Source organism: Limnohabitans sp. TS-CS-82 (assembly GCF_002943475.1).
In genome coordinates, this window is record NZ_PTQX01000001.1 from 766,718 (window position 1) to 787,005 (window position 20,288).

At 56.9% G+C, this 20,288-nt stretch carries 16 protein-coding genes and 1 pseudogene; 4 read left to right on the forward strand and 13 right to left on the reverse strand.

Annotated features, from left to right (window positions below; translation table 11 throughout):
* Positions 1–2: 2 nt before the first annotated feature.
* Positions 3–2,969 carry a DNA topoisomerase III gene (locus C5F52_RS03695; protein WP_104796944.1) on the reverse strand — a complete coding sequence of 989 codons (2,967 nt, stop codon included), beginning with the start codon at positions 2,967–2,969 and terminating at the stop codon, positions 3–5.
* 109 nt (positions 2,970–3,078) lie between these two features.
* Between C5F52_RS03695 and C5F52_RS03700 the strand changes: the two genes are divergently transcribed.
* Genes C5F52_RS03700 through C5F52_RS03710 form a run of 3 tightly spaced genes read left to right on the forward strand, consistent with a single transcriptional unit; the run spans position 3,079 to position 4,775 of the window.
* A complete protein-coding gene (locus C5F52_RS03700; RefSeq protein ID WP_104796945.1) occupies positions 3,079–3,696 on the forward strand; it encodes an SET domain-containing protein in 618 nt (205 codons plus the stop codon).
* Between the two features lie 5 nt (positions 3,697–3,701).
* Positions 3,702–4,526 carry a biotin--[acetyl-CoA-carboxylase] ligase gene (locus C5F52_RS03705; protein ID WP_104796946.1) on the forward strand — a complete coding sequence of 275 codons (825 nt, stop codon included), beginning with the start codon at positions 3,702–3,704 and terminating at the stop codon, positions 4,524–4,526.
* A gap of 54 nt (positions 4,527–4,580) precedes the next feature.
* Complete coding sequence (locus C5F52_RS03710) at positions 4,581–4,775, forward strand: hypothetical protein (protein WP_104796947.1); 195 nt, start codon at positions 4,581–4,583, stop codon at positions 4,773–4,775.
* A 39-nt stretch (positions 4,776–4,814) separates the two neighbouring features.
* On the opposite strand, the gene katG is transcribed toward C5F52_RS03710, so the two are convergent.
* From katG to C5F52_RS03765, 11 genes are all read right to left on the reverse strand, one after another.
* Positions 4,815–7,028 carry a catalase/peroxidase HPI gene (katG, locus tag C5F52_RS03715; RefSeq protein ID WP_104796948.1) on the reverse strand — a complete coding sequence of 738 codons (2,214 nt, stop codon included), beginning with the start codon at positions 7,026–7,028 and terminating at the stop codon, positions 4,815–4,817.
* A gap of 188 nt (positions 7,029–7,216) precedes the next feature.
* Positions 7,217–8,794: an alkyl hydroperoxide reductase subunit F gene (ahpF, locus tag C5F52_RS03720; RefSeq protein WP_104796949.1), complete on the reverse strand. Its 1,578-nt coding sequence runs from the start codon at positions 8,792–8,794 to the stop codon at positions 7,217–7,219.
* 169 nt (positions 8,795–8,963) lie between these two features.
* Entirely contained in the window at positions 8,964–9,527 is a 564-nt protein-coding gene (gene ahpC / locus C5F52_RS03725) for an alkyl hydroperoxide reductase subunit C (protein WP_104796950.1), read from the reverse strand.
* Between the two features lie 143 nt (positions 9,528–9,670).
* Positions 9,671–9,862, reverse strand: a complete 192-nt coding sequence (gene hemP, locus C5F52_RS03730) for a hemin uptake protein HemP (protein WP_104796951.1) — start codon at positions 9,860–9,862, stop codon at positions 9,671–9,673.
* A complete protein-coding gene (locus C5F52_RS03735; RefSeq protein ID WP_104796952.1) occupies positions 9,859–10,266 on the reverse strand; it encodes a biopolymer transporter ExbD in 408 nt (135 codons plus the stop codon). The genes hemP and C5F52_RS03735 overlap by 4 nt, the downstream gene beginning before the upstream one ends.
* On the reverse strand, positions 10,256–10,960 hold the full coding sequence (locus C5F52_RS03740; protein ID WP_104796953.1) for a MotA/TolQ/ExbB proton channel family protein: 705 nt from the start codon (positions 10,958–10,960) through the stop codon (positions 10,256–10,258). The genes C5F52_RS03735 and C5F52_RS03740 overlap by 11 nt, the downstream gene beginning before the upstream one ends.
* Before the next feature lie 3 nt (positions 10,961–10,963).
* Positions 10,964–11,611, reverse strand: a complete 648-nt coding sequence (locus tag C5F52_RS03745) for an energy transducer TonB (protein WP_236657703.1) — start codon at positions 11,609–11,611, stop codon at positions 10,964–10,966.
* Between the two features lie 8 nt (positions 11,612–11,619).
* Positions 11,620–12,306: a Fe2+-dependent dioxygenase gene (locus C5F52_RS03750; RefSeq protein WP_104796955.1), complete on the reverse strand. Its 687-nt coding sequence runs from the start codon at positions 12,304–12,306 to the stop codon at positions 11,620–11,622.
* A gap of 12 nt (positions 12,307–12,318) precedes the next feature.
* The gene (locus C5F52_RS03755) at positions 12,319–14,574 is read right to left on the reverse strand and encodes a TonB-dependent siderophore receptor (protein ID WP_104797158.1); all 2,256 of its coding nucleotides are present in this window, start codon (positions 14,572–14,574) and stop codon (positions 12,319–12,321) included.
* Positions 14,575–14,703: 129 nt separating this feature from the next.
* Entirely contained in the window at positions 14,704–15,759 is a 1,056-nt protein-coding gene (locus tag C5F52_RS03760; RefSeq protein WP_104796956.1) for an extracellular solute-binding protein, read from the reverse strand.
* Positions 15,760–15,870: 111 nt separating this feature from the next.
* The gene (locus C5F52_RS03765) at positions 15,871–17,490 is read right to left on the reverse strand and encodes an iron ABC transporter permease (RefSeq protein WP_104796957.1); all 1,620 of its coding nucleotides are present in this window, start codon (positions 17,488–17,490) and stop codon (positions 15,871–15,873) included.
* A gap of 59 nt (positions 17,491–17,549) precedes the next feature.
* On the opposite strand from C5F52_RS03765, the gene C5F52_RS03770 reads away from it, so the two are divergent.
* Entirely contained in the window at positions 17,550–18,728 is a 1,179-nt protein-coding gene (locus tag C5F52_RS03770) for an ABC transporter ATP-binding protein (protein WP_104796958.1), read from the forward strand.
* A gap of 137 nt (positions 18,729–18,865) precedes the next feature.
* Here C5F52_RS03770 and C5F52_RS03775 read toward each other — a convergent pair.
* A pseudogene (locus C5F52_RS03775) lies at positions 18,866–20,223 on the reverse strand (IS3 family transposase).
* Positions 20,224–20,288: the final 65 nt, after the last annotated feature.

The following is a 20,288-nucleotide window of genomic DNA, read 5'->3' on the forward strand; positions in this document are numbered from 1 at the left end:
AATTACTCGCCGATGGGTCGCAGGTGTTTGCCAGCAATGCCCGCCAGTTCAAACATGGTCACTTGGTCCTTGCCAAACACGGGTTTGAGTTTGGCGTCCGCATTGATCGCGCGTTTGTTGGTGGCGTCTTGCAGGCCGTTGGCCTTGATGTAGTCCCACAGCTTCTTGATCACCTCTGTGCGAGCCACGGCTTCCGCGCCAATCACGTTGGCTAGGTCAGCGCTGGGCAGATAGCCTGCGGTGACTTTGCGTGGCACTTTGGGCTTGGCCACTTTCTCGGCTTTGACCTTGGCGGCTTTCGTTGCTTTGGTAGTTTTGGCGGGCACTTTTTTGCCAGCGGCTTTGATGAGCGCGTTGGTCGTGGGTGTCTTGCCGCCTTTGGGCGGGTACTTGCTCACGCGGGGTTCAAACGCAAAGTTCACCTTGCCCGCCTCGGCGTCCCACTGCAAGAACGCTTTGAACGAACGGCGTGTGCGCATGGACACAAACTTGTCCAGCAAATCGGTTTTGCCTTCACTCAAGAGCTTGGTCATTTGCTCGCGTTCGACAGGTTGCTGCAAGATGATCTTGCCGCTCTTGAAGTCGCAGCTCGGTGTGGCTTGTGCGTGCGTTGGCACGGCCTTGCTACACACGTAGTTGCTGCCGTGTTCGTGCACGGGGCTGCCGCATTTGGGGCAGTTGCCCAAAGCAGGTGCGTCGCTGAACTCGACGATTTCGCCGGAGTCCGCACCGTCGTCACCAAAATCAAATTCGAGTTTCCAGTTTTGGTCTTCTTCGCTGAACTTCAGCGCAATTTCGGCAGTGAACGGCCAGCCCGCTTTGGAGCGGAAGCCGTCGAGCGGCCCAATCTTTTTGTTGGTCAAAAACTCTTCCACTTCAGCCGCGTCAAATGTGCGTCCACCCGGAATCTTGCTGATGGAGAAACCACAGCCTGCGCCGTTTTCGCCAGAGTCAGACGCGTTGCCGTCTTTGCCCACGCAGGCATAGCGGCGGTAGTTTTCTTTCACCACGCCGCCGCACTTGGGGCAAGGTGTTTGCAAGGTGGCATAGTCACCGGGGATAGTGTCGCGGTCAAATTCTTTGGCCTTCTTGACGATGTGCTCAGTCATCTCGGCAATTTCGCGCATGAATTCTTCGCGGCTCAGTTGGCCGTGTTCCATGAGCGAGAGCTTGTGTTCCCAGCCGCCCGTGAGTTCGGGCTTGGACAACTCTTCCACGCCCAAGCCGCGCAGCAGCGTGAACAGCTGGAAGGCTTTGGCGGTGGGAATCATCTCGCGGCCATCGCGGATGATGTACTTCTCATTCAGCAAGCCTTCGATGATGGCCGCGCGCGTGGCGGGTGTGCCCAAGCCTTTTTCTTGCATGGCTTCGCGGAACTCGTCGTCTTCCACCAGCTTGCCAGCACCTTCCATGGCGCCGAGCAATGTGGCTTCGCTGTAGCGGGCAGGTGGACGAGTTTTCAAGCCTTTGGCGTCGGCTGATTCGTTCTTGGCCGACTCGCCTGCTTTCAAAGCGACGAGTGTCTTGCCGTCTTCTTCGTTGTCCGACGCTTCTTGTGCGGCGTCTTTGCCGTACACGGCCATCCAACCGGCGTTGACCAAGACCTTGCCTTCGGTGCGGAAGTTGTGGTCTTTGCCCCCTGCTTTGACTGTGCTGATGCGCGTGGTCACCATGTATTCGGCGCTGGGGAAGAACACCGCCATGAAGCGGCGCACCACCAAGTCATACAACTTTTGCTCGGCTTCAGACAAACCGCTGGGCGCTTGCAAGGTGGGGATGATCGCAAAGTGATCACTGACTTTTTTGTTGTCAAACACGCGGGGCAGTTTGCGCACGTAGTTGTTGTTCAGCGCCACGGTGGCGTGTTGTTCCAAGTGCTTCATGCCGCTGTCTGCCAGCATGGTGAACGTGTCTTTCACCACGGGCACGTAGTCTTCAGGCAAGTGGCGTGAGTCGGTACGGGGGTAGGTCAGGGCTTTGTGACGCTCGTACAAGCTTTGCGCTAGTGCCAAAGTAGTTTTGGCCGAGAAACCAAAGCGGCCGTTGGCCTCGCGTTGCAGCGAGGTCAGGTCAAACAAACCGGGGCTGGCTTTGGTGGTGGGCTTGCTCTCTTCGGTGACGGTGGCTGGTTGGTTGCGCACGGCGTCGGCAATGGCCAAGGCCTCGGCTTCGCTCCAGACGCGGTCGTGTTTTTTCTCGCCGTCTTCGGCATCTTTTTTGTGCTCGGGGTTGAACCACTTGGCGGGGTAAGCGCCGGCAGCCACTTGGAAGCTGCCATGAATCTCCCAATAGTCGCGGCTGATGAACTTGCGAATTTGTTCTTCGCGCTCTACCACCACCGACAGCGTTGGCGTTTGCACACGGCCCACGGTGGTCAAGAAGAAGCCACCCTCGCGTGAGTTGAACGCAGTCAAGGCTCGAGTGCCGTTGATGCCTACTAGCCAGTCGGCTTCCGAGCGGCTGCGTGCGGCGTCGGCCAAGCCTTGCATTTGTTGTTGGGTGCGTAGAGAGTCAAAACCATCACGAATGGCTTGCGGCGTCATGGACTGCAACCACAGGCGCTTCACAGGTTTGTCGAGTGGCTTTTTGCCGCCCGCGTACTGCTCGATCAAACGGAAGATCAATTCACCTTCGCGGCCCGCGTCACAGGCGTTGATAAGGGAGGTCACGTCTTTGCGTTTGGCCAGCTTCACCACCGCGTTCAGGCGGCTCTTGGTTTTTTCGACGGGTTTCAAGTCGAAGAAGGGCGGGATGACGGGCAGGTTGGCAAAGCTCCACTTGCCGCGCTTGACGTCGAATTCTTCGGGCGCTTGGATTTCCACCAAATGACCAACGGCACTGGAGACCACATAGGTGTCGCTCTCAAAGTGATCGTCGTGTTTTTCGAACTTCCCCGCCACAGGCGTGAGTGCGCGCACGATGTCTTGCGCGACCGAAGGTTTTTCGGCAATCACGAGGGTTTTGCTCATTTCAAAGTTCCTTAAAAACTGACCACTACAATTCGTTCTCTCGCGTGCGCACGCGCGCCCATGCGCGCGCACGCACATGCGTACGTATTAAAGTTAACAGAAAAAATCAGTGTCTAAAAAATCTCCTGCCAACACCCCCGCGCCCATCAAAGGCCGTCGCATTCAAACCCGTCGCTCAGGCGTGCATGGCAAAGGCGTTTTTGCACTGACAGACTTCGCCAAAGGCGAGACCATCATTGAATACGTGGGCGAGATCATCAGCTGGAAAGAGGCGCTGCGCCGCCACCCGCACGATCCCACAGACCCCAACCACACGTTTTACTTTCACATCGACGAAAAGCATGTGATCGACGCCAAGTACGGCGGCAACTCGTCGCGTTGGATCAACCACTCATGCAAGCCTAGCTGCGAGCCCGATGAAGAAAACGGCCGCGTGTTCATCAAAGCCATTCGCGACATCAAGGCCGGCGAAGAACTGAACTACGACTACGGTTTGGTCATCGACGCGCCCATGACGCCTGAGCTCAAGCTCGAATACCCCTGCTGGTGTGGCGCGAAGAAGTGCCGCGGCACTTTGTTGTCTTCCACCTCGGAGTTCCCGAAGGACGAAAAGTCCAAGGCAAAGAAGGCAGACAAGCCCAAAAGCAAACCAGCTAATGCCAAAGATAAAGACGACAAAAAGAAATCGGCCAAAAAAGCCGACAAGGCCAAGTCTAAAAAGGCCTGAGCCGCATGATCTGGCCCGCTGAAGACCTCTGGCTTGCGATGGTTGCCAAACAACCAGGCATCACAGTTGAGGTGCTGCCAGAGATTGACTCCACCAACACCGAGCTGATGCGCCGTGCACGCGCTGGCCAAACCGAACCTGTGCTGCTGGTGGCCGAAACCCAAACCGCTGGCCGTGGCCGCCTAGGTCGCCCGTGGCACGGCGAAGTGGGCCATGCCCTGACTTTCTCATTGGGGCTCATGCTCAAGCCAGCTGATTGGTCGGGCCTGTCACTGGCCGTGGGCCTGTCGCTGGCGCGTAGCCTAGACCCGCAAGGGGAACTGGGTGTGCGCTTGAAGTGGCCCAACGACTTGTGGGTGAAGCGCCCGTCCATGTCCGCAAATACGCCCACAGGTTGGGGCAAATTGGCCGGCATCTTGATTGAGACAGCCCTGCCCGCAGGCATGGGCTACAGCGCAGACCAAGGACGAGAGCAAGGTCGTTATTGCGTCGTGGGTGTGGGCATCAACATCGCCCCACCGGTGGCCGAGGGCTTATCGACCGCGCCATTGGGCCTGCAAGACCTGCAAAGCGGCATCACTGCACCCAAGGCGTTGATGAAGGTGGCCGAGCCCTTGCTGGCCACTTTGTTGGCGTTTGAGGGCACAGGCTTTGCACCTCTGCAAAATGCCTTCAACGCGCGAGATGCGCTGCACAACCTGAATGTCACGTTAAGTGATGGCCGTCATGGCGTGGCCAGAGGCGTAGACGCCACAGGCGCGATGCTGGTGGACACCGAACAAGGCCAAGAGGCCGTCAGCAGCTCAGAGGTGAGCGTGCGGCCTGTGTAGCGTGCGCAACGGCGCTTGCAAAGGCTAGCGCAATTCAAAAACGAAGGTGGATGTATGAAATCAAAATTTTTACTGCGCAACGTGGTTTACGTGTTGGCCGTGGTCAACCTGTTGTTTTGGTTGTGGAATGACGGTGGTTTGCGTTTCTTAGGCTTGGGGCCTAAGCCCGTACAAGAGCCGCACCGCGTAGAAAACCAAGTGGACCCAGAGCTGCTGACCATTAAGTCCGCAGCGTCTGAGTCCAAATAAAAAGCCCCTTGCGCGTTTAGGCAGCGCAGGAGACAAGGCTCACTTCAGGTCGAAGCGGTCCAAGTTCATCACCTTGGTCCAAGCGGCCACAAAGTCTTTGACAAACTTGCCCGCGTTGTCGTGTTGGGCATAGACCTCGGCAATGGCGCGCAGCTGTGAGTTCGAGCCAAAGGCCAAATCCACACGGCTGGCAGTCCATTTCACGCTGCCTGTTTTGCGGTCACGCCCCTCAAAAGCGTTGTCGCCTGTCGGTTGCCATGCCGTGGACATATCGACCAAGTTGACAAAGAAGTCGGGCGTTAGCTGCCCTGCTCGGTGGGTGAACACACCTTGTTTGCTGCCGCCATGGTTGGCGCCCAGCACGCGCAGACCACCCACCAGTACCGTCATCTCTGGCGCTGATAAGCCAAGCAACTGCGCTTTGTCGAGCAGCATTTCTTCTGGCGACACGCGGAACGCTTTTTGGCGGTAGTTGCGAAAACCATCCGCTTGAGGCTCCAACACAGCAAATGATTCAACATCGGTTTGCTCTGCTGTGGCATCAGTGCGTCCGGGGGCAAAAGGCACTTCGATGGCGTCACCCGAGGCTTTGGCGGCTGCTTCTAAGCCAGCGTTACCTGCCAATACGATGAGGTCTGCCATCGAGATTTGTTTGCCGCCGCGATGGGTGGCGTGAAAGCCATTGCGGATGACATCCAGCGTGGCCAGCACGCGCGCCAATTGTTCGGGTTGGTTGACCTCCCAGTTCTTTTGCGGCGCAAGGCGAATGCGCGCGCCATTGGCTCCGCCGCGTTTGTCGCTGTTGCGGAAGGTGGATGCAGACGCCCACGCGGTGGACACCAGTTCGGCCACTGTCAAACCGCTGGCCAAAATTTTGGCTTTGAGGTCGGTGGCATCGCTGTGGTCGATGAGTGTGTGCGTGACTGCGGGCAAGGGGTCTTGCCAGATCAAGTCTTCGGCAGGAACCTCTGGGCCGAGGTAAAGGCACTTAGGTCCCATGTCGCGGTGGGTCAGCTTGAACCAAGCGCGGGCATACGCGTCGGCAAACTCATCGGGGTTGGCGTAAAAGTGACGCGAGATTTTTTCGTACGCGGGGTCAAAGCGCAGCGACAAGTCAGCCGTGGTCATGTGAGGCGGGTGTTTCTTGCTGGGGTCGTGTGCATCGGGAATCATGTCCTCTGCATCGACGTTTTTGGCCCGCCATTGGATGGCTCCTGCGGCGGTGGTCATTTGCTCCCACTCGTACTTGAACAACACTTTGAAATAGCCCATGTCCCATTGCGTGGGGTTGGGCTTCCAAGCGCCTTCAAAGCCGCTGGTGGTGGTGTCTGCACCCTTGCCTGTGCCGTGGCTGTTGATCCAGCCAAAGCCCATTTCGTGCATGGGCGCTGCTTCGGGTTCGGGGCCGACTTTGGCCGCGTCGCCAGCGCCATGCATCTTGCCGAAGGTGTGGCCACCGGCCACCAAGGCCACGGTTTCGTAGTCGTTCATGGCCATGCGTGCGAAAGTTTCGCGTACGTCTTTGCCTGAGGCGACGGGGTCGGGTTTGCCGTCAGGTCCTTGTGGGTTCACGTAGATCAAACCCATTTGCACGGCAGCCAGTGGGTTTTCGAGTTGGCGCTCGCCGCTGTAGCGGCTGTTGGGCTTATCACTGGTGGCCAGCCATTCTTTTTCAGCGCCCCAGTACACGTCTTCTTCGGGGGCCCAAATGTCGGTGCGTCCGCCACCAAAGCCAAAGGTTTTGAAGCCCATGGTTTCCATGGCCACGTTGCCGCACAAGATGAACAAATCAGCCCATGAAATTTGGTTGCCGTATTTTTGTTTGATGGGCCACAGCAAGCGTCGACCTTTGTCGAGGTTGCCGTTGTCAGGCCAGCTGTTGATGGGGGCAAAACGCTGGTTACCAGTGCCTGCGCCGCCACGCCCGTCGGCCGTGCGGTAAGTGCCTGCGGCATGCCAAGCCAAGCGAATGAACAAGCCGCCGTAGTGGCCATAGTCGGCGGGCCACCAGTCTTGGCTTTGCGTCATCAACTCGGCCAAGTCTTTTTTGAGCGCGGCGTAGTCGAGCTTTTTGAATTCTTCGTGGTAATCAAAGTCTGCATCCATCGGGTTGGATACCGCTTGGTGCTGATGCAAGGTGGAGAGGTTGAGCTGGTTGGGCCACCACTGTGCATTGGACTGAGCGCCTTGCTGTGCGCGTGCGCCGCCTGCTGCGTGGAATGGGCATTTGCCGGTATTTGATGCTTGGCTCATGTGTGTCTCCTTGAGGTTAAAAATAACTGCTTGCTCCAGACTGTGATGCTTGCAATTCAAATAGTCCAGCCAATTGTTTCTATCCATGATTTAGGCGAAGCCTATGCATGGTGCGCATATAGAGCGGCAATAAAAAAAGGCAAGTACCGAAGCACCTGCCTTTTGCTGCGTTGCGCAGATGAGCTGGTTTAAGCAGTCGTGGGTTGACGGATCAAATGATCAAACGCTGACAAAGCCGCCTTCGCACCTTCGCCTGCCGCAATGATGATTTGCTTGTAGGGCACGGTCGTGCAGTCACCTGCTGCAAACACGCCAGGCATGCTGGTGTGGCCTTTGGCATCGATCACGATCTCGCCAAACTTGCTCAGCTCCATGCTGCCTTTCAAGAACTCGGTGTTGGGCACCAAGCCGATTTGTACGAACACACCTTCGAGAGGGACATGGTGCACGACGTCAGTGGCGCGATCTTTGTAGCTCAGGCCATTGACCTTGCCGCCTTCACCGGTGATTTCGGTAGTTTGCGCGTTGGCATGGATGGTCACGTTGGGCAAGCTCTTGAGCTTGTTGACCAACACAGCATCAGCCTTGAGCTGGTCGGCAAATTCAATCAAGGTTACGTGTTCGACGAGGCCAGCCAAGTCAATGGCAGCTTCCACGCCTGAGTTACCGCCGCCGATCACAGACACGCGCTTGCCTTTGAACAAGGGGCCGTCGCAGTGTGGGCAGTAGGCCACGCCTTTGTTTTTGTACTCGGTCTCGCCGGGCACGTTCACATTGCGCCAACGCGCGCCAGTGGACAAGATGACGCTCTTGGCTTTGAGCACGCCGCCGTTTTCTAAGTGCACTTCTGTCATGCCGCCGGTTTCTTCAGCAGACACAATTTTGCTGGCGCGTTGCATGTTCATGATGTCCACGCCGTAGTGCTGCACTTGGGCTTCGAGGTCAGCGGCGAGTTTGGGGCCGTTGGTCTCTAACACCGAGATGTAGTTCTCAATCGACATGGTGTCGTTCAGCTGACCGCCGAAGCGCTCAGCGGCAATGCCCACGCGGATACCCTTGCGGGCCGCATACACAGCGGCAGCTGCACCTGCTGGGCCACCGCCCACGATCAACACGTCGTAAGGGGCTTTCTCGCTCATCTTCACCGCATCACGGGCGGCTGCATTGGTGTCGAGCTTGGCGACGATTTCTTCCACGCTCATGCGACCTGAGCCAAATACTTGGCCGTTCAAGAACACCATGGGCACAGCCATGATTTGGCGCTCTTCCACTTCCTTCTGGAATGCGCCGCCTTCGATCACCACGGTCTTGACCTTGGGGTTGACGATGGCCATGAGCGAGAGGGCTTGCACCACGTCTGGGCAGTTGTGGCAGCTCAGAGACATGTAGACCTCAAAGTTGAAGTCGCCACCATCCGCAGAATGAAGGGCCTTGATGCTGTCAATCACATCTTGTTCCACCTTGGGTGGGTGACCGCCGGTCCACAACAGGGCCAACACCAAAGAGGTGAACTCATGGCCAAGTGGCAAGCCTGCAAAGCGCACGCCCTGTGTTTCGCCTTCGCGCACCACAGCAAACGAAGGCTTGCGTGCATCAGTGCCCGAGGTGTCGAGGGTGACTTTGTCAGACAAGCTAACGATGGTGTTGAGCAACTCGCCCATGTCTTTGCCGGTTTCGCTGTCGTCGAGTGAGGCGATCAAGCGGATGGGCTGGCGCAACATGCCAAGGTATTGTTGAAGTTGTGCTTTGAGTGTGTCGTCGAGCATGGTGTTCTCCTATTTCGGGGTGCATTAACTCAAGGTCATGCGCTTGTGGCGCAGTCCTAGTGGGTTAAAAGGTTGGGGGGTGATTCGCTGAGTACAACGCACGCCAGCTTGTGGCCGGAATGCGCTGCGGTCAACGCCCTGCGTCAGCAGGGTTTAACGGGGGCAAAAATTAGATCTTGCCGACCAAGTCGATGGAAGGAGCCAAAGTCTTCGCGCCTTCTTTCCACTTCGCTGGGCACACTTGGCCTGGGTTAGCGGCTGTGTATTGAGCAGCAGTCAACTTGCGCAATGTCTCAGACACGTCACGAGCGATTTCGTTGGAATGGATTTCCATGGTCTTGATCATGCCTTCTGGATTGATCACGAAAGTGCCGCGCAATGCCAGGCCGTCTTCTTCGATGTGCACGCCAAAAGCGCGTGTCAACTTGTGTGTTGGGTCACCGATCAATGGGAACTTGGCTTTGCCCACGGCTGGAGAAGTCTCGTGCCACACTTTGTGTGAGAAGTGAGTGTCGGTGGTGATGATGTACACCTCAGCGCCGGCTTTTTGGAAAGCTGCATAGTTGTCAGCTGCGTCTTCGATTTCTGTTGGGCAGTTGAAAGTGAAAGCGGCTGGCATGAAGATGAACACGTTCCACTTGCCTTTGAGGGTGGCTTCAGTGATTTCAACGAATTTACCGTTGTGGAAAGCTTGGTTCTTGAATGGTTGGATTTGGGTATTGATCAAAGACATGTGGTTTCCTTTGGGTGGTTGATAAAAACTATCGAATGAGAAAAACTCATTGACGTGAATGATAGACAAGATTTTCTGCGTCGGCGATTGTTTGTCTCAATGAGGCCGATTGAGACAGCCTTGGGTAGAGCCGCCCAAGCGCCTTATTTGGTCAAGATCAGCTTGCCAAAGCGGGTGGTTTGCAGTCGGTACGTCTCACCTTGATGACGGATGTAGAGCACACCTTGTTTGCCAAGCAACTCTTGGCTGTCCAGCGTCCGAATGCCATCAGCAGTGCTAGATGAGGTGCCAGCCACAGCGGATGCCGTGGTTTTCGAGTCAGTAGGCTGGTTCATGGCTGGGTGGTGACAAAACCAATGCGCTGCATGCCCGCACGTTGTGCACTGCTCATGGCTTGCGCCACAAACTCGTAAGGAACACGCTTGTCCCCGCGGATGAAGAGCTGTGGTTGCGGGTCTTTGCTGGCTTCATCTTTCAAGCGCAGTTGCAAAGCGTCTGCGCTGATGGCTTGTTTACCCAAGAAGTATTGGCCTTGTGCATCGACAGACAGTTGCAAATTGTTAGGAGGCGGGCTGCTGCGCACGCTGCTGGCGCTGGGCAGATCTACCTTGACGGCGTGTTGAATCACGGGAAGGGTGATGATGAAGATCACCAACAACACCAACATCACGTCCACCAAAGGTGTCATGTTGATTTCGCTCATCACCTCATCGCTGTCACCATTGGCTTCAAACGACATGGCTGGCTCCTTGTGCGCTGCTGTGCACGCGTGCGCCTGTGACGAAATAAGCGTGCAAATCATGTGCAAAACGGTTCATGCGCGCGATGATGAATTTGTTGCCTCGCACCAGGGCGTTGTAGCCCAGCACTGCTGGAATCGCTACGGCCAAACCCAATGCCGTCATGATCAAGGTCTCGCCGATGGGGCCTGCAACTGCATCAATGCCAACGTTGCCCGTTGTGCCAATGTTCACCAACGCGTGGTAAATACCCCAGACCGTTCCGAACAAGCCCACGAATGGCGCGGTTGAACCTATCGAGGCCAAGATTGAGAGCCAGTTTTGTAAGTGTGACGTGTGGTCATCAATGCCGTTGCGCAAACTGCGGGTCAGCCAGTCGCTGATGTCCAAGCGGTCATGCAATTGTTTTTGTGCAGCTTGGTGATGTTCGGTGGCTTCTTGGCCCGTCAGTGCCAAGTGATGAAACAGGTTGTTGGGGCGTTGGCTCAGCACACTCAGGCCTTCAGCCAAGCTGGTGCAGTGCCAAAACTGTTCGCTGTTGAGCGCGTTCTCTTTGTGTCGCCATGTGTCCAAGGCCTTGATGACGATCACCACCCAACTGGCCAATGACATGCCGAGCAACAGCAACAAAATGCTGCGCGTGACCCAATCACCTTGCAGCCAAATATTTGAAAAACCAAATGATGAGGGCATGACTTACTCCAAAATAAAACGAACGGGGATGTTGAACCACATGGCCTCTGGCGTGCCATTGCGACGACCAGGCATAAAGCGCCAACGCTGCACGGCTTCCAGCGCAGCTTGGTCTAAACGTGCAAAGCCACTGGAGGTGCGCACCTCAGCTTTTTCAGGCGTGCCTTGCGTGCTGATGAACACGCGCACGATGACCGTGCCTTGCTCACCATTGCGGCGGCTGATGCGCGGGTAGCCTGGCGGTGGGTTTTTTAAATAGTCCGCATCAGCAGAAGGTTCGACCAAACTTGGCGAGCCAGTTTTGCCCGATGCGGTAGAAGGTGCAGCTGCAGCGTTAGAGGCAGCGGCTTCTTGGGCGTTGCTGCTATTGGGTGTGAGCGCGAGCGTGTCGGTTTTAGTCACGCTCTTCGTTGGCGTAGGCGTAGGTGTCGGTGTCGCTGTTGGCGCTTGCTTGTCGTGTGTGAGCGGGGTAGGGTTGGGAATGTCAGACACGACATCGGCCATTACCACTTGGCCAGATTCATCAGAGGCGGGTAATTCAGCTAGCTGGCTTTGTGCCACCCACAACAGCGCCACATGTACCAGCAGCACGGCTGCGATGGTGTTGCGCAGTCGTGTGTTGGAAATGTGGTGCGGGTTAAGCGTGTTCATGCGCATGGTCAGGTGCTGGCCCATTGACGCAACAGGTTGTGATACACGCCTGTGAGCGAGGTGGTCTCGGGCGTTTCGCCCAGCTGCGCACGCAGCTTGAGCAAGTTCATGTCGAGTTCAAACAAGGTGCGGCGTTGTTCGTCACTGCGCACCATGCTCTCAATCCAGAAAAAACTCGCCACACGTTCACCGCGTGTGACGGGCGTGACCTCATGCACGCTAGTACCGGGGTAAAGCACCGCATCCCCTGCGGCAAGCTTGACGCCTCGGTTGCCATAGGTGTCTTGCACCAGTAGCTCACCGCCGTCGTAGCTCGTGGGGTCGCTCAGAAAAACGGTGCACGACACATCGGTGCGCACCCACTCGCCTGTGGCTTGCGAATGCATGACTGCGCCATCGACGTGCGGGCCAAAGTGGTTGGCGTCGCCGCGATAGCGGTTGAACAGCGGGTTGAAAATTTTGCGTGGCAAGGCCGCAGAGAAAAACAAAGCATCGCGCTTCAACGCACTCAAGATGAGCGCTTGCAACTGCTTGGCCTGCGCACTGCTTTGCGACAGCTGGGAGTTGTTCTTCACCGTCGCGGCTTGCGAACCTGCGCTGATGCGCCCTTCCATCCAAGGGGCGTCGTCGCCCAGCAAAGATTGGGCCGTTTGGAGTTCCTCGGTGGTGAGGACGTTACGCAAGTGCAGCAGCATGAGGGCTTTCCTTTAGAACATGGATTTCCAGCTCAGCTCCACTCGGCGTGGTGCGCCGGGGGCATAAAAGCCGCGATACAGCGAATCGGCGTAGAGCTTGTTGGTGAGGTTGGAGATGTTGAACTTGAGCACGTTGGCATCGTTCAAGGTGCATTCGGCCATCGCGTCAACCGTGGTGAAGGCGGCCGCTGTTTTTGTGCGAGCGCCATCTGGGTTTTGCTCACCGCGGTAGTTCAAGCCCGAGCCCAAGCGCCATGTGGTGTTGAAGCGGTAGGTACTCCACAAGCTGGCGCTGTGCTTGGGCGTGAGTGCCGATCGGTCGCCTTTGCCTTGCGCGCCAGTGCCGGTGGCGACGATGTTGCTCTCGTCTATGGTGGCTTCAGGAATCCAAGTGTGGTTGTAGAACATTTCCCAAGCGGGTGTCAGACGTCCTGCGAAGTTGAACTCCATGCCCGTGGCGTGTCGCTTGCCAGAGAGCAGCTGTTGTGCAGCCGCGCTGTCTGCATCGGTGTTGCGTTCGTTGTACTTCTCAGAGTGAAAGAGCGCTATGCCAAGCAAGCCCTTTTTCTCGAAGATTTCAAACTTGCTGCCGACTTCCATGTTGCGGCTCTTCTCGGGCGCTGTGTTGGCAGTTTTGGCGTTGCTGGATCCTGGTGCGTAGCTGCCCAAAGCGAACTGATAGGTGTCACCCGATGTGTTGTATGACGTGCCGTATGAGGTGTAGTAGGTCGCGCTGTCGTTGGGTTGCCAAATTGCACCCATGCGGGGGCTCCAGAGGTTCTCACTCATCTGAAAGCTGTTGTTGCTCGTGTCGAGGTACTTAGCGCTGAAGTGGTCTAAGCGAAGACCGCCTAGCACTTTGAACTGTTGAGTGATGCTGATGGTGTCTTGGGTGTAAAGCCCAAAGTTCTCTGCATCAAAACGGTTCATGGCCACTTGGCGGTTGTCGGTGATGGACACGCCATCGTTGGGTGTGCCGACAGTCGTTGGACCTGCACTAGGTAGCCCGGTAGCTGCACTGTTATTGCGCAAGGCCTTGTCTTGGGTGTAATCGACACCCGCAATCAGCTCGTGTTTGCGGCCCATCCATTCAAAGTTGTTGTTGTAGTCGCTTTGCACTTGTAGCGCATCGCTTTCCCCGCGGCGAGCTTTGAAGCTTCGTGACAGTGATGTGTTGCCATTGAGGCTAGAGAGCGAGGTGGCGGTTGTGAACCGCACTGCGCTTGCCAGCAAATCACGCTCGTAGTGGCCGTAACGCACCGTGGTTTTCAGTGCGCTGTCTTGGTTGAATCGGTGTGTGTGGCCGAGTGTCAGATACGAGGTTTGAGTTTTTAAGTAATCGCTGGTGAGGCCGTAATAATTTTTGGCATTCAGTACCGGAACGATCACACCCGATCCATTGCTGCTGGCAGTGCTTGTGCCGTTGCCAATCATCCAAGGGTGGTTGTACAGCGGGCGTCCATCGGTTTCTAGGTGGTAAAGGCCAACTGAATATTCGTCACGCTCACCAATGCCTGTGCGATATGCACCAGCCACGCCTTTCTTGTCGACCTTGGCATCCCAGTTGTCGGCCTCGTGTGTCATCACGTTCAGACGAAAGGCTGAGGATGCACCGGTTTGTTTGTTGAAGTCACCGGTGATGCGACGCATTTGGCCGCTACCGATGGTGACGTTGGTTTCGTTTTGGTCCATCAAGAAGGGCTGCTTGTTGACTTGGTTGACCACGCCACCGGTGGAGCCTTTGCCAAACAGCATCGATGCTGAGCCTTTGAGCACTTCCACACGGTCGGTGTTGAAGGTGTCGCGCTCGGTCAAGGGGGCATCGCGCAGTCCATCGACGTAAATGTCACCCGCTTGGCCCAGTGAAAAGCCGCGCATGCGCACATCTTCTTCGCCTGTTTCGCCCGCTTGAAATGTCACGCCGGCGGTGGACTTGAGCACTTCACGAAAGTCGTCGTAGTTTCGATCGGCCATCAGCTTCTCAGTCATCACCGTCACGGTTTGTGGGATGTCTTTGAGCTGTTGGTTACCTTTGGCAATGCCCGTTTGTTTGACCAGCAAGCTTTCCTTGGACAAGTTGGGATCTTGCGTGTCTTTGACGGTGACGGTCTTGAGTGTTTTTTCTTCGCTCTGCGCAAGGGCGGGTTGCGCCGCGCCCATGGAGCCCGCCAACATCAAGGCGGCCAAAGGCAGCAAGTTGCTGGGTGTTTTGGCGACGAGTTCGGGCGAACAAGTTTGGCGCACGGATGTGCCTTTGGGGTGTTTCATTTGAAATTCCAACATTGAAAAGGTGGCAGGCAAGCTGCCTGATCAATGGCTGGCTATCAACGACCCGAAGGCGTGAGTGGCTGGCTGTTCGAGAAGTTGCGCATCGTCTGCGCAACGCAAGCGTGGTGTTTACTTGAAACCCACGCGGTCCAACATTTGTTGCACCTTGATTTGGTTCATGCCCACGGCGCTGATGGGCACCAGTTCGCTTTTGAAGTTGCCGCCGGTCATGGCTTTGAGGGCTGGGTTGTCCAGCTTCATACCCTTGACCACGGGCCACTCGTTGTTGCCGTTGGCAAAGTGGTTTTGTGCTTCGGGGCTGACGAGGTATTCCAAAAACTTCACGGCGTTCGTTTGGTTCTTTGTGTAACGCGCCACTGCACCGCCGGCCACGTTCACGTGCGTGCCCCAGCTTTGTTGGTTGGGGAACACCACGCCCACGCGCTCAGCCACCGCTTTTTCGGCGGGGTTGGTTGAGCGCATCAAACGCGCCAAGTAGTAGGTGTTGGTCACGGCAATGCCGCACTCACCGCTGGCCACCGCTTTGATTTGGTCAGTGTCCCCACCTTTGGGCGCGCGCGCCATGTTGTCGACCATGCCTTTGAGCCACGTTTCAGTGGCGGCTGGGCCAAGGTGTTCGGTCATCGCACCAAACAAGCTCAGGTTGTAGGGGTGTGAGCCAGAGCGGATGCACAGCTTGCCTTTGTTTTTCGGATCGGCCAGTTCTTCGTAGGTGTCCACGTCTTCGCGTTTGACTTTGAGCTTGTCGTACACCACCACGCGAGCGCGGGTGGACAAACCAAACCAAGCGGTACCGTCGTCGGTGGGTTTAGAGCGCAGCTGCGAGGGAATGGCGGTTTCCAAGGTTTTGGATTTGACGGGCAAGAACATGCCGTCGACTTCGCCTTTCCATAAACGGGCCGCGTCCACCAGCAAGATGACATCGGCAGGTGATGCCGTGCCCTCAGCCTTGAGGCGGGCGATGATGCCTGCGTCGTCCGAATCGACGCGGTTGATTTTGATGCCCGTGGCTTTGGTGAAGTCGCTGTACAGCGCTTCATCGGTGGGGTAATGGCGGGCTGAGTAAAGGTTGATGACCTGTTCGTCGGCCAACGCAGAGGCGCTGAACAAGCCAGCGGATACGGCAGAAATGGCCAAGGACAAAACGGTGAGGGTGCGACGCATGTGGCGACTCCAAGTAGAAAAGCTTGGGATGAGTGTACATCAAATGCGAATCATTATCATTTGACTTGGATCAAATGCCCCTGCCGAAAGTGCAGGTTTTGCCGCGCAGCGTCAGCTGCGGCGCAGGGTGCGGCTGAGCAAGATGACCGGCAGCAAGCCCACCAGCACCAAGGCCAACGAGGGCAAAGCAGCTTCGCCCAAGCGTTCATCACGCGCCAATTGGTAGGCCATGACGGCCAAGGTGTCGGTGTTGAAGGGGCGCAGCACCAAGGTGGCGGGCAGCTCTTTCATCACGTCCACCAGCACCAGCAGTGTGGCCGCTGCCAATGGTTTTTTGAGCAAAGGCCAATGCACGCGGCGCACCAGCGAGAAGCCTGAGGTGCCCAACATGCGCGCACTGTCGTCCAGTGAAGCAGGCACACGCGCGTAGCCGCTTTGCACCGATTGCAAAGCCACAGCCACAAAGCGCACCAAGTACGCCCACACCAAACCCAACACCGTGGCGGTCAGCCAAAAGCCCACGCCCGATTGCGGCCACGTGGCTTGCACCCAACCCACCGGCAAGAGCAAGCCCACCACAATCACCGCGCCTGGCACGGCGTAGCCCAAGCTCACCACGCCCATGGCTTGGCGCGTGAGCCAGTTGGGGTGCAAACGGGCTTGTGCAGCCAGCAGCAACGCGGCGCCCACGGCTAGCAAAGCCGTCATGCCACCCAACGACAAACTGGTGAGTGACCATTGCATGAAGCGGCCCCAAGGCAAGTCCACCACGCCATCGCCTTGCAGCAAAGCACGAACCATGAACAACACAGGCAGCACAAAACCACACAACACGGGCAACACGCACAAAGTCCACACAAAAGCGGCAGCTGCGCCTTGTAACTTCAAAGGTTGCGATTCGCTGCCATGGCGGTCCACGCGCGCGCTGGAAAAACGCAAACGCGATTGCGCACGCTGTTCGGCTGCCAACAAAGCCACCACCACGATGAGCAGCAAGGTGGCCAGCTGTGCAGCGGCAATGCGGTTGTCCATCACCAGCCAGGCCTTGTAAATGCCGGCGGTGAAGGTTTGAATGCCAAAGTAGCTCGACACACCGAAGTCAGCCAAGGTTTCCATCAAGGCCAATGCGGTGCCTGCAGCAATCGCGGGGCGGGCCAAGGGCAAGGCCACGCGCGTGATGCGGCGCGACAAAGGCGCACCTAGCAAACGTGCCGCTTCCATCAAATGGTTGGCGCGTTCAGACAAAGCCGTGCGGGCCAGCAAATACACATACGGATAAAGCGCAAGGGTGAACACACACGCTGCCCCCCACACATTGCGCACTTCGGGAAACACGCGACCCTCAAGGCCAAACGCCGCACGAATGCCGGTTTGCAGCGGACCGCTGAATTGCAAGTAGTCGGTGTAGGCATAGGCCACCACATACGCGGGCATGGCCAGTGGCAAGAGCAGCGCCCATTCCAAGCTGCGGCGCATTGGAAAGTCAAATAGCGTGACTGCCGCCGCAGACACCGTGCCCATGCTGATGACGCCCACGCTCACCAGTGCGCACAGCAGCAGCGAGGTGCCCACATAGTCAGGCAGCACCGTGCTGGCCATCTCAGCCAAGATGCTGGCTGAGGCGTCGTTCCACTGTGCCCACGAAAACAGCACGGTCAACACTGGCAGTGCCAACAACAAAGCCAGCACAGCCAACACACAGCGTAAGAACAAGCGAGAGCTAAAAACCATGCGGCATTGTAGGTAGCCGCACAGCGTGTGGCGTTAAAGGCCGTCTCTACAATGGCGGTATGTTTTTAGATGTCGCCCAGCTCTCAGTCAGCTACACAGAACGTGCCCGTCCTTCGGTGGATCGCGTCACGCTGAGCTTGCGCGCGGGCGAAATGGGCGTGCTCATTGGCCCCTCGGGTTGCGGTAAGACCACGCTGTTGCGTGCGGTGGCTGGTTTAGAGCGTGCCAGCGCTGGCGAAATTCGTTTGGCCCAATCGGTGGTCAGCAGTGCCTCCGCGCATGTGGCACCCGAAGCGCGCCGCATTGGCATGGTGTTTCAAGACTATGCCCTTTTTCCCCATTTGACCGTGCATGACAACGTGAGCTTTGGCTTGCACAAGCAACCCCGTGCCGAGCGCGAAGCGCGTGTGCGCGAGGTGTTGGCCTTGGTGGGTTTGGCCAGCAGTGCACAACGTTTTCCACACGAATTGTCGGGTGGCCAACAACAGCGCGTGGCCTTGGCCCGTGCGTTGGCGCCTAAGCCACAACTGTTGTTGTTGGACGAACCGTTCTCCAACCTCGATGTGGAACTGCGCGAACGCTTGGCTTTGGAAGTGCGTGGCATTTTGAAAGAAGCGCAAACCACAGCCTTGTTTGTGACGCACGACCAAATGGAAGCCTTTGCGATTGGTGACGTGATTGGCGTCATGTCCGAAGGCCGCTTGCACCAGTGGGACGACGCCTACACGCTGTACCACCGCCCTGCCACCCGCTTTGTGGCCGAGTTCATTGGCCACGGCGTCTTCACGCCCGCCACCCTGCGCGAGGTGAACAACCAAGTGGTGGTTCACACGCCCATGGGCGATTTGATGGATGTGGCCGAGTGCCCACTGCCCTGCACTTTTGCATCAGGTGAATGCGATGTGCTGCTGCGCGCCGACGACATCGTGCATGACGACGACGCCCCCGTGAAGGCGGAAATCATTCGCAAATCATTCCGTGGCTCAGAGTTTTTGTACACCTTGCGCTTGAAAACAGGCGAGACAGTAATGGCCCATGTGCCCAGCCATCACGACCACAAACTGGGCGAGTGGATTGGCATTCGCGCCGAGGTGGACCACGTGGTCACATTCAACCGTGCTTGCCCCGTGAATGGCAATGACTTGTGCAATATGCCTTGCGCTGAGCACGAGGCACCGCATGAGCACGCGCAAACGCATGAACAGCCGATTCACTTTCATGTGAAGCCATTGGCTTAAACAGACCTCGTGAGTTGGACAAGCGGCTTGTGAGCCGCTTTTTTATGCCTGCGTATTCGAGAAACGCACGGTGAACCGAGCACCCGGCATGGACTTTGAACTGACCCCCAAGACTTGGACGGTTGCGCTTCCGCCAACTAAGCGGTCCTTCTCAGCCGGTACTCCACCGGGCTGAGTCCTTTCAATCTGAGCTTGATGCGCTCATGGTTGTAGTAGCGGACGTAATCATGCACGCCAGCTTCAAGTTCATCAACGCTATTTGGTGGTGCAAGATGAAAATACTCGGCTTTTAGGGTGCCGAAGAAGCTTTCAATTACCGCGTTGTCAAAGCAGTTCCCCTTGCGGCTCATACTTTGCTTGACTCCACGCTGCGCAAGCATCGCTCGATAGGGCTGCATCTTGTAGTGCCAGCCTTGGTCAGAGTGAACGATCAGCCCCGCAGTGCACTCGGTCCGCGAAAGCGCTTCCTGCAGAGTGCTGGCAACCAGCTCGTAAACGGGACGTCTGGCCATTTGGTGCGCGACGATCTCGCCGTTGTAAAGGTCCATGCAGGCCGACAGATAGAGCTTGTTACCATGCACATTGAACTCGGTGACGTCTGTCGCCCATTTCTGGTTTGGCGCGGTTGCACAAAAGTCGCGTTCCAGTACGTTCGGCACTTGCTCATCGCTCATACCGGAGACATGCCTAAAGCGCTTCTTCGCCCGGATCACCGCGCGCAGCCCCATCTTCTGCATCAGCCGTTGTACGCACTTGTGGTTGACCGGTTCCGCCATTGAATTGCTCAGCGCCGCCGTAATTCTTCTGTATCCGTAGCGACCCTTGTGCTCTTCATAGATGGCGCGGATCTTGGGCTCCATGGTGCTTTGTGGGTTTGCTCGCTGCGCAGCGTGGCACTGGTAATAGAACGTACTACGTGCCAAGCCTGCTACCCGCAGCAAGTCCGCCAATTTATATTGCTGCCTCAATCCGGCAATCAGACGCGCTTTGTCGACGCAGCTGATATCTTGAACCGAATCAAGGCTTGCAATTTTTTTAAGTACGCCACCTCCGCGCGTAGTCGCTCGTTCTCTTCGCGTAAGGCCTGCGCCGAATCTGTGATGGCCGTGCTTGGCGGCACTGGGCTTCGTTGTTCATTCTTCATACTGGAGTGCTCTTGTTCCCAGGTCCCGAAGGCCTGCACGCCGCCTTCATCAAGTTTACGTCGCCAGGTCACGACTTGGTTGGGATTGCGGATGTCATAGACCGCCGCAACCTGCCGGCAAGAAAGCTGCTCACGGTCCTGATGAGACAGTACCTGCAACTTGAACTGCGCACTGTACTTGCTGCGCTTGGGTCGTAGCCCGTCAATGCCGTGCAGACGGTAGTGGCTTACCCAAGTACGGATCTTCTCCTCAGGCACTGACCACTGCCGGGCCAGCAACTTCGCTCCGCCGTCCCCATTCAAAAAGCTCTTGACCACCTTGAGCTTGAACTCGGTTTCGTACTTCCTCATGTCACCCCCTTTAAGTTTGTCCAACTCTTGGGGGTCAGTTCAAACCAATGGCGATGGTGACCAGC

Bases quoted from the DNA above. Each gene is read 5' to 3' on its own strand.
- C5F52_RS03695 (WP_104796944.1), bottom strand. From the start codon at position 2,969: ATGAGCAAAACCCTCGTGATTGCCGAAAAACCTTCGGTCGCGCAAGAC.
- C5F52_RS03705 (WP_104796946.1), top strand. From the start codon at position 3,702: ATGATCTGGCCCGCTGAAGACCTCTGGCTTGCGATGGTTGCCAAACAA.
- C5F52_RS03710 (WP_104796947.1), top strand. From the start codon at position 4,581: ATGAAATCAAAATTTTTACTGCGCAACGTGGTTTACGTGTTGGCCGTG.
- katG (WP_104796948.1), bottom strand. From the start codon at position 7,028: ATGAGCCAAGCATCAAATACCGGCAAATGCCCATTCCACGCAGCAGGC.
- ahpF (WP_104796949.1), bottom strand. From the start codon at position 8,794: ATGCTCGACGACACACTCAAAGCACAACTTCAACAATACCTTGGCATG.
- ahpC (WP_104796950.1), bottom strand. From the start codon at position 9,527: ATGTCTTTGATCAATACCCAAATCCAACCATTCAAGAACCAAGCTTTC.
- hemP (WP_104796951.1), bottom strand. From the start codon at position 9,862: ATGAACCAGCCTACTGACTCGAAAACCACGGCATCCGCTGTGGCTGGC.
- C5F52_RS03735 (WP_104796952.1), bottom strand. From the start codon at position 10,266: ATGTCGTTTGAAGCCAATGGTGACAGCGATGAGGTGATGAGCGAAATC.
- C5F52_RS03740 (WP_104796953.1), bottom strand. From the start codon at position 10,960: ATGCCCTCATCATTTGGTTTTTCAAATATTTGGCTGCAAGGTGATTGG.
- C5F52_RS03745 (WP_236657703.1), bottom strand. From the start codon at position 11,611: ATGAACACGCTTAACCCGCACCACATTTCCAACACACGACTGCGCAAC.
- C5F52_RS03750 (WP_104796955.1), bottom strand. From the start codon at position 12,306: ATGCTGCTGCACTTGCGTAACGTCCTCACCACCGAGGAACTCCAAACG.
- C5F52_RS03755 (WP_104797158.1), bottom strand. From the start codon at position 14,574: ATGAAACACCCCAAAGGCACATCCGTGCGCCAAACTTGTTCGCCCGAA.
- C5F52_RS03760 (WP_104796956.1), bottom strand. From the start codon at position 15,759: ATGCGTCGCACCCTCACCGTTTTGTCCTTGGCCATTTCTGCCGTATCC.
- C5F52_RS03765 (WP_104796957.1), bottom strand. From the start codon at position 17,490: ATGGTTTTTAGCTCTCGCTTGTTCTTACGCTGTGTGTTGGCTGTGCTG.
- C5F52_RS03770 (WP_104796958.1), top strand. From the start codon at position 17,550: ATGTTTTTAGATGTCGCCCAGCTCTCAGTCAGCTACACAGAACGTGCC.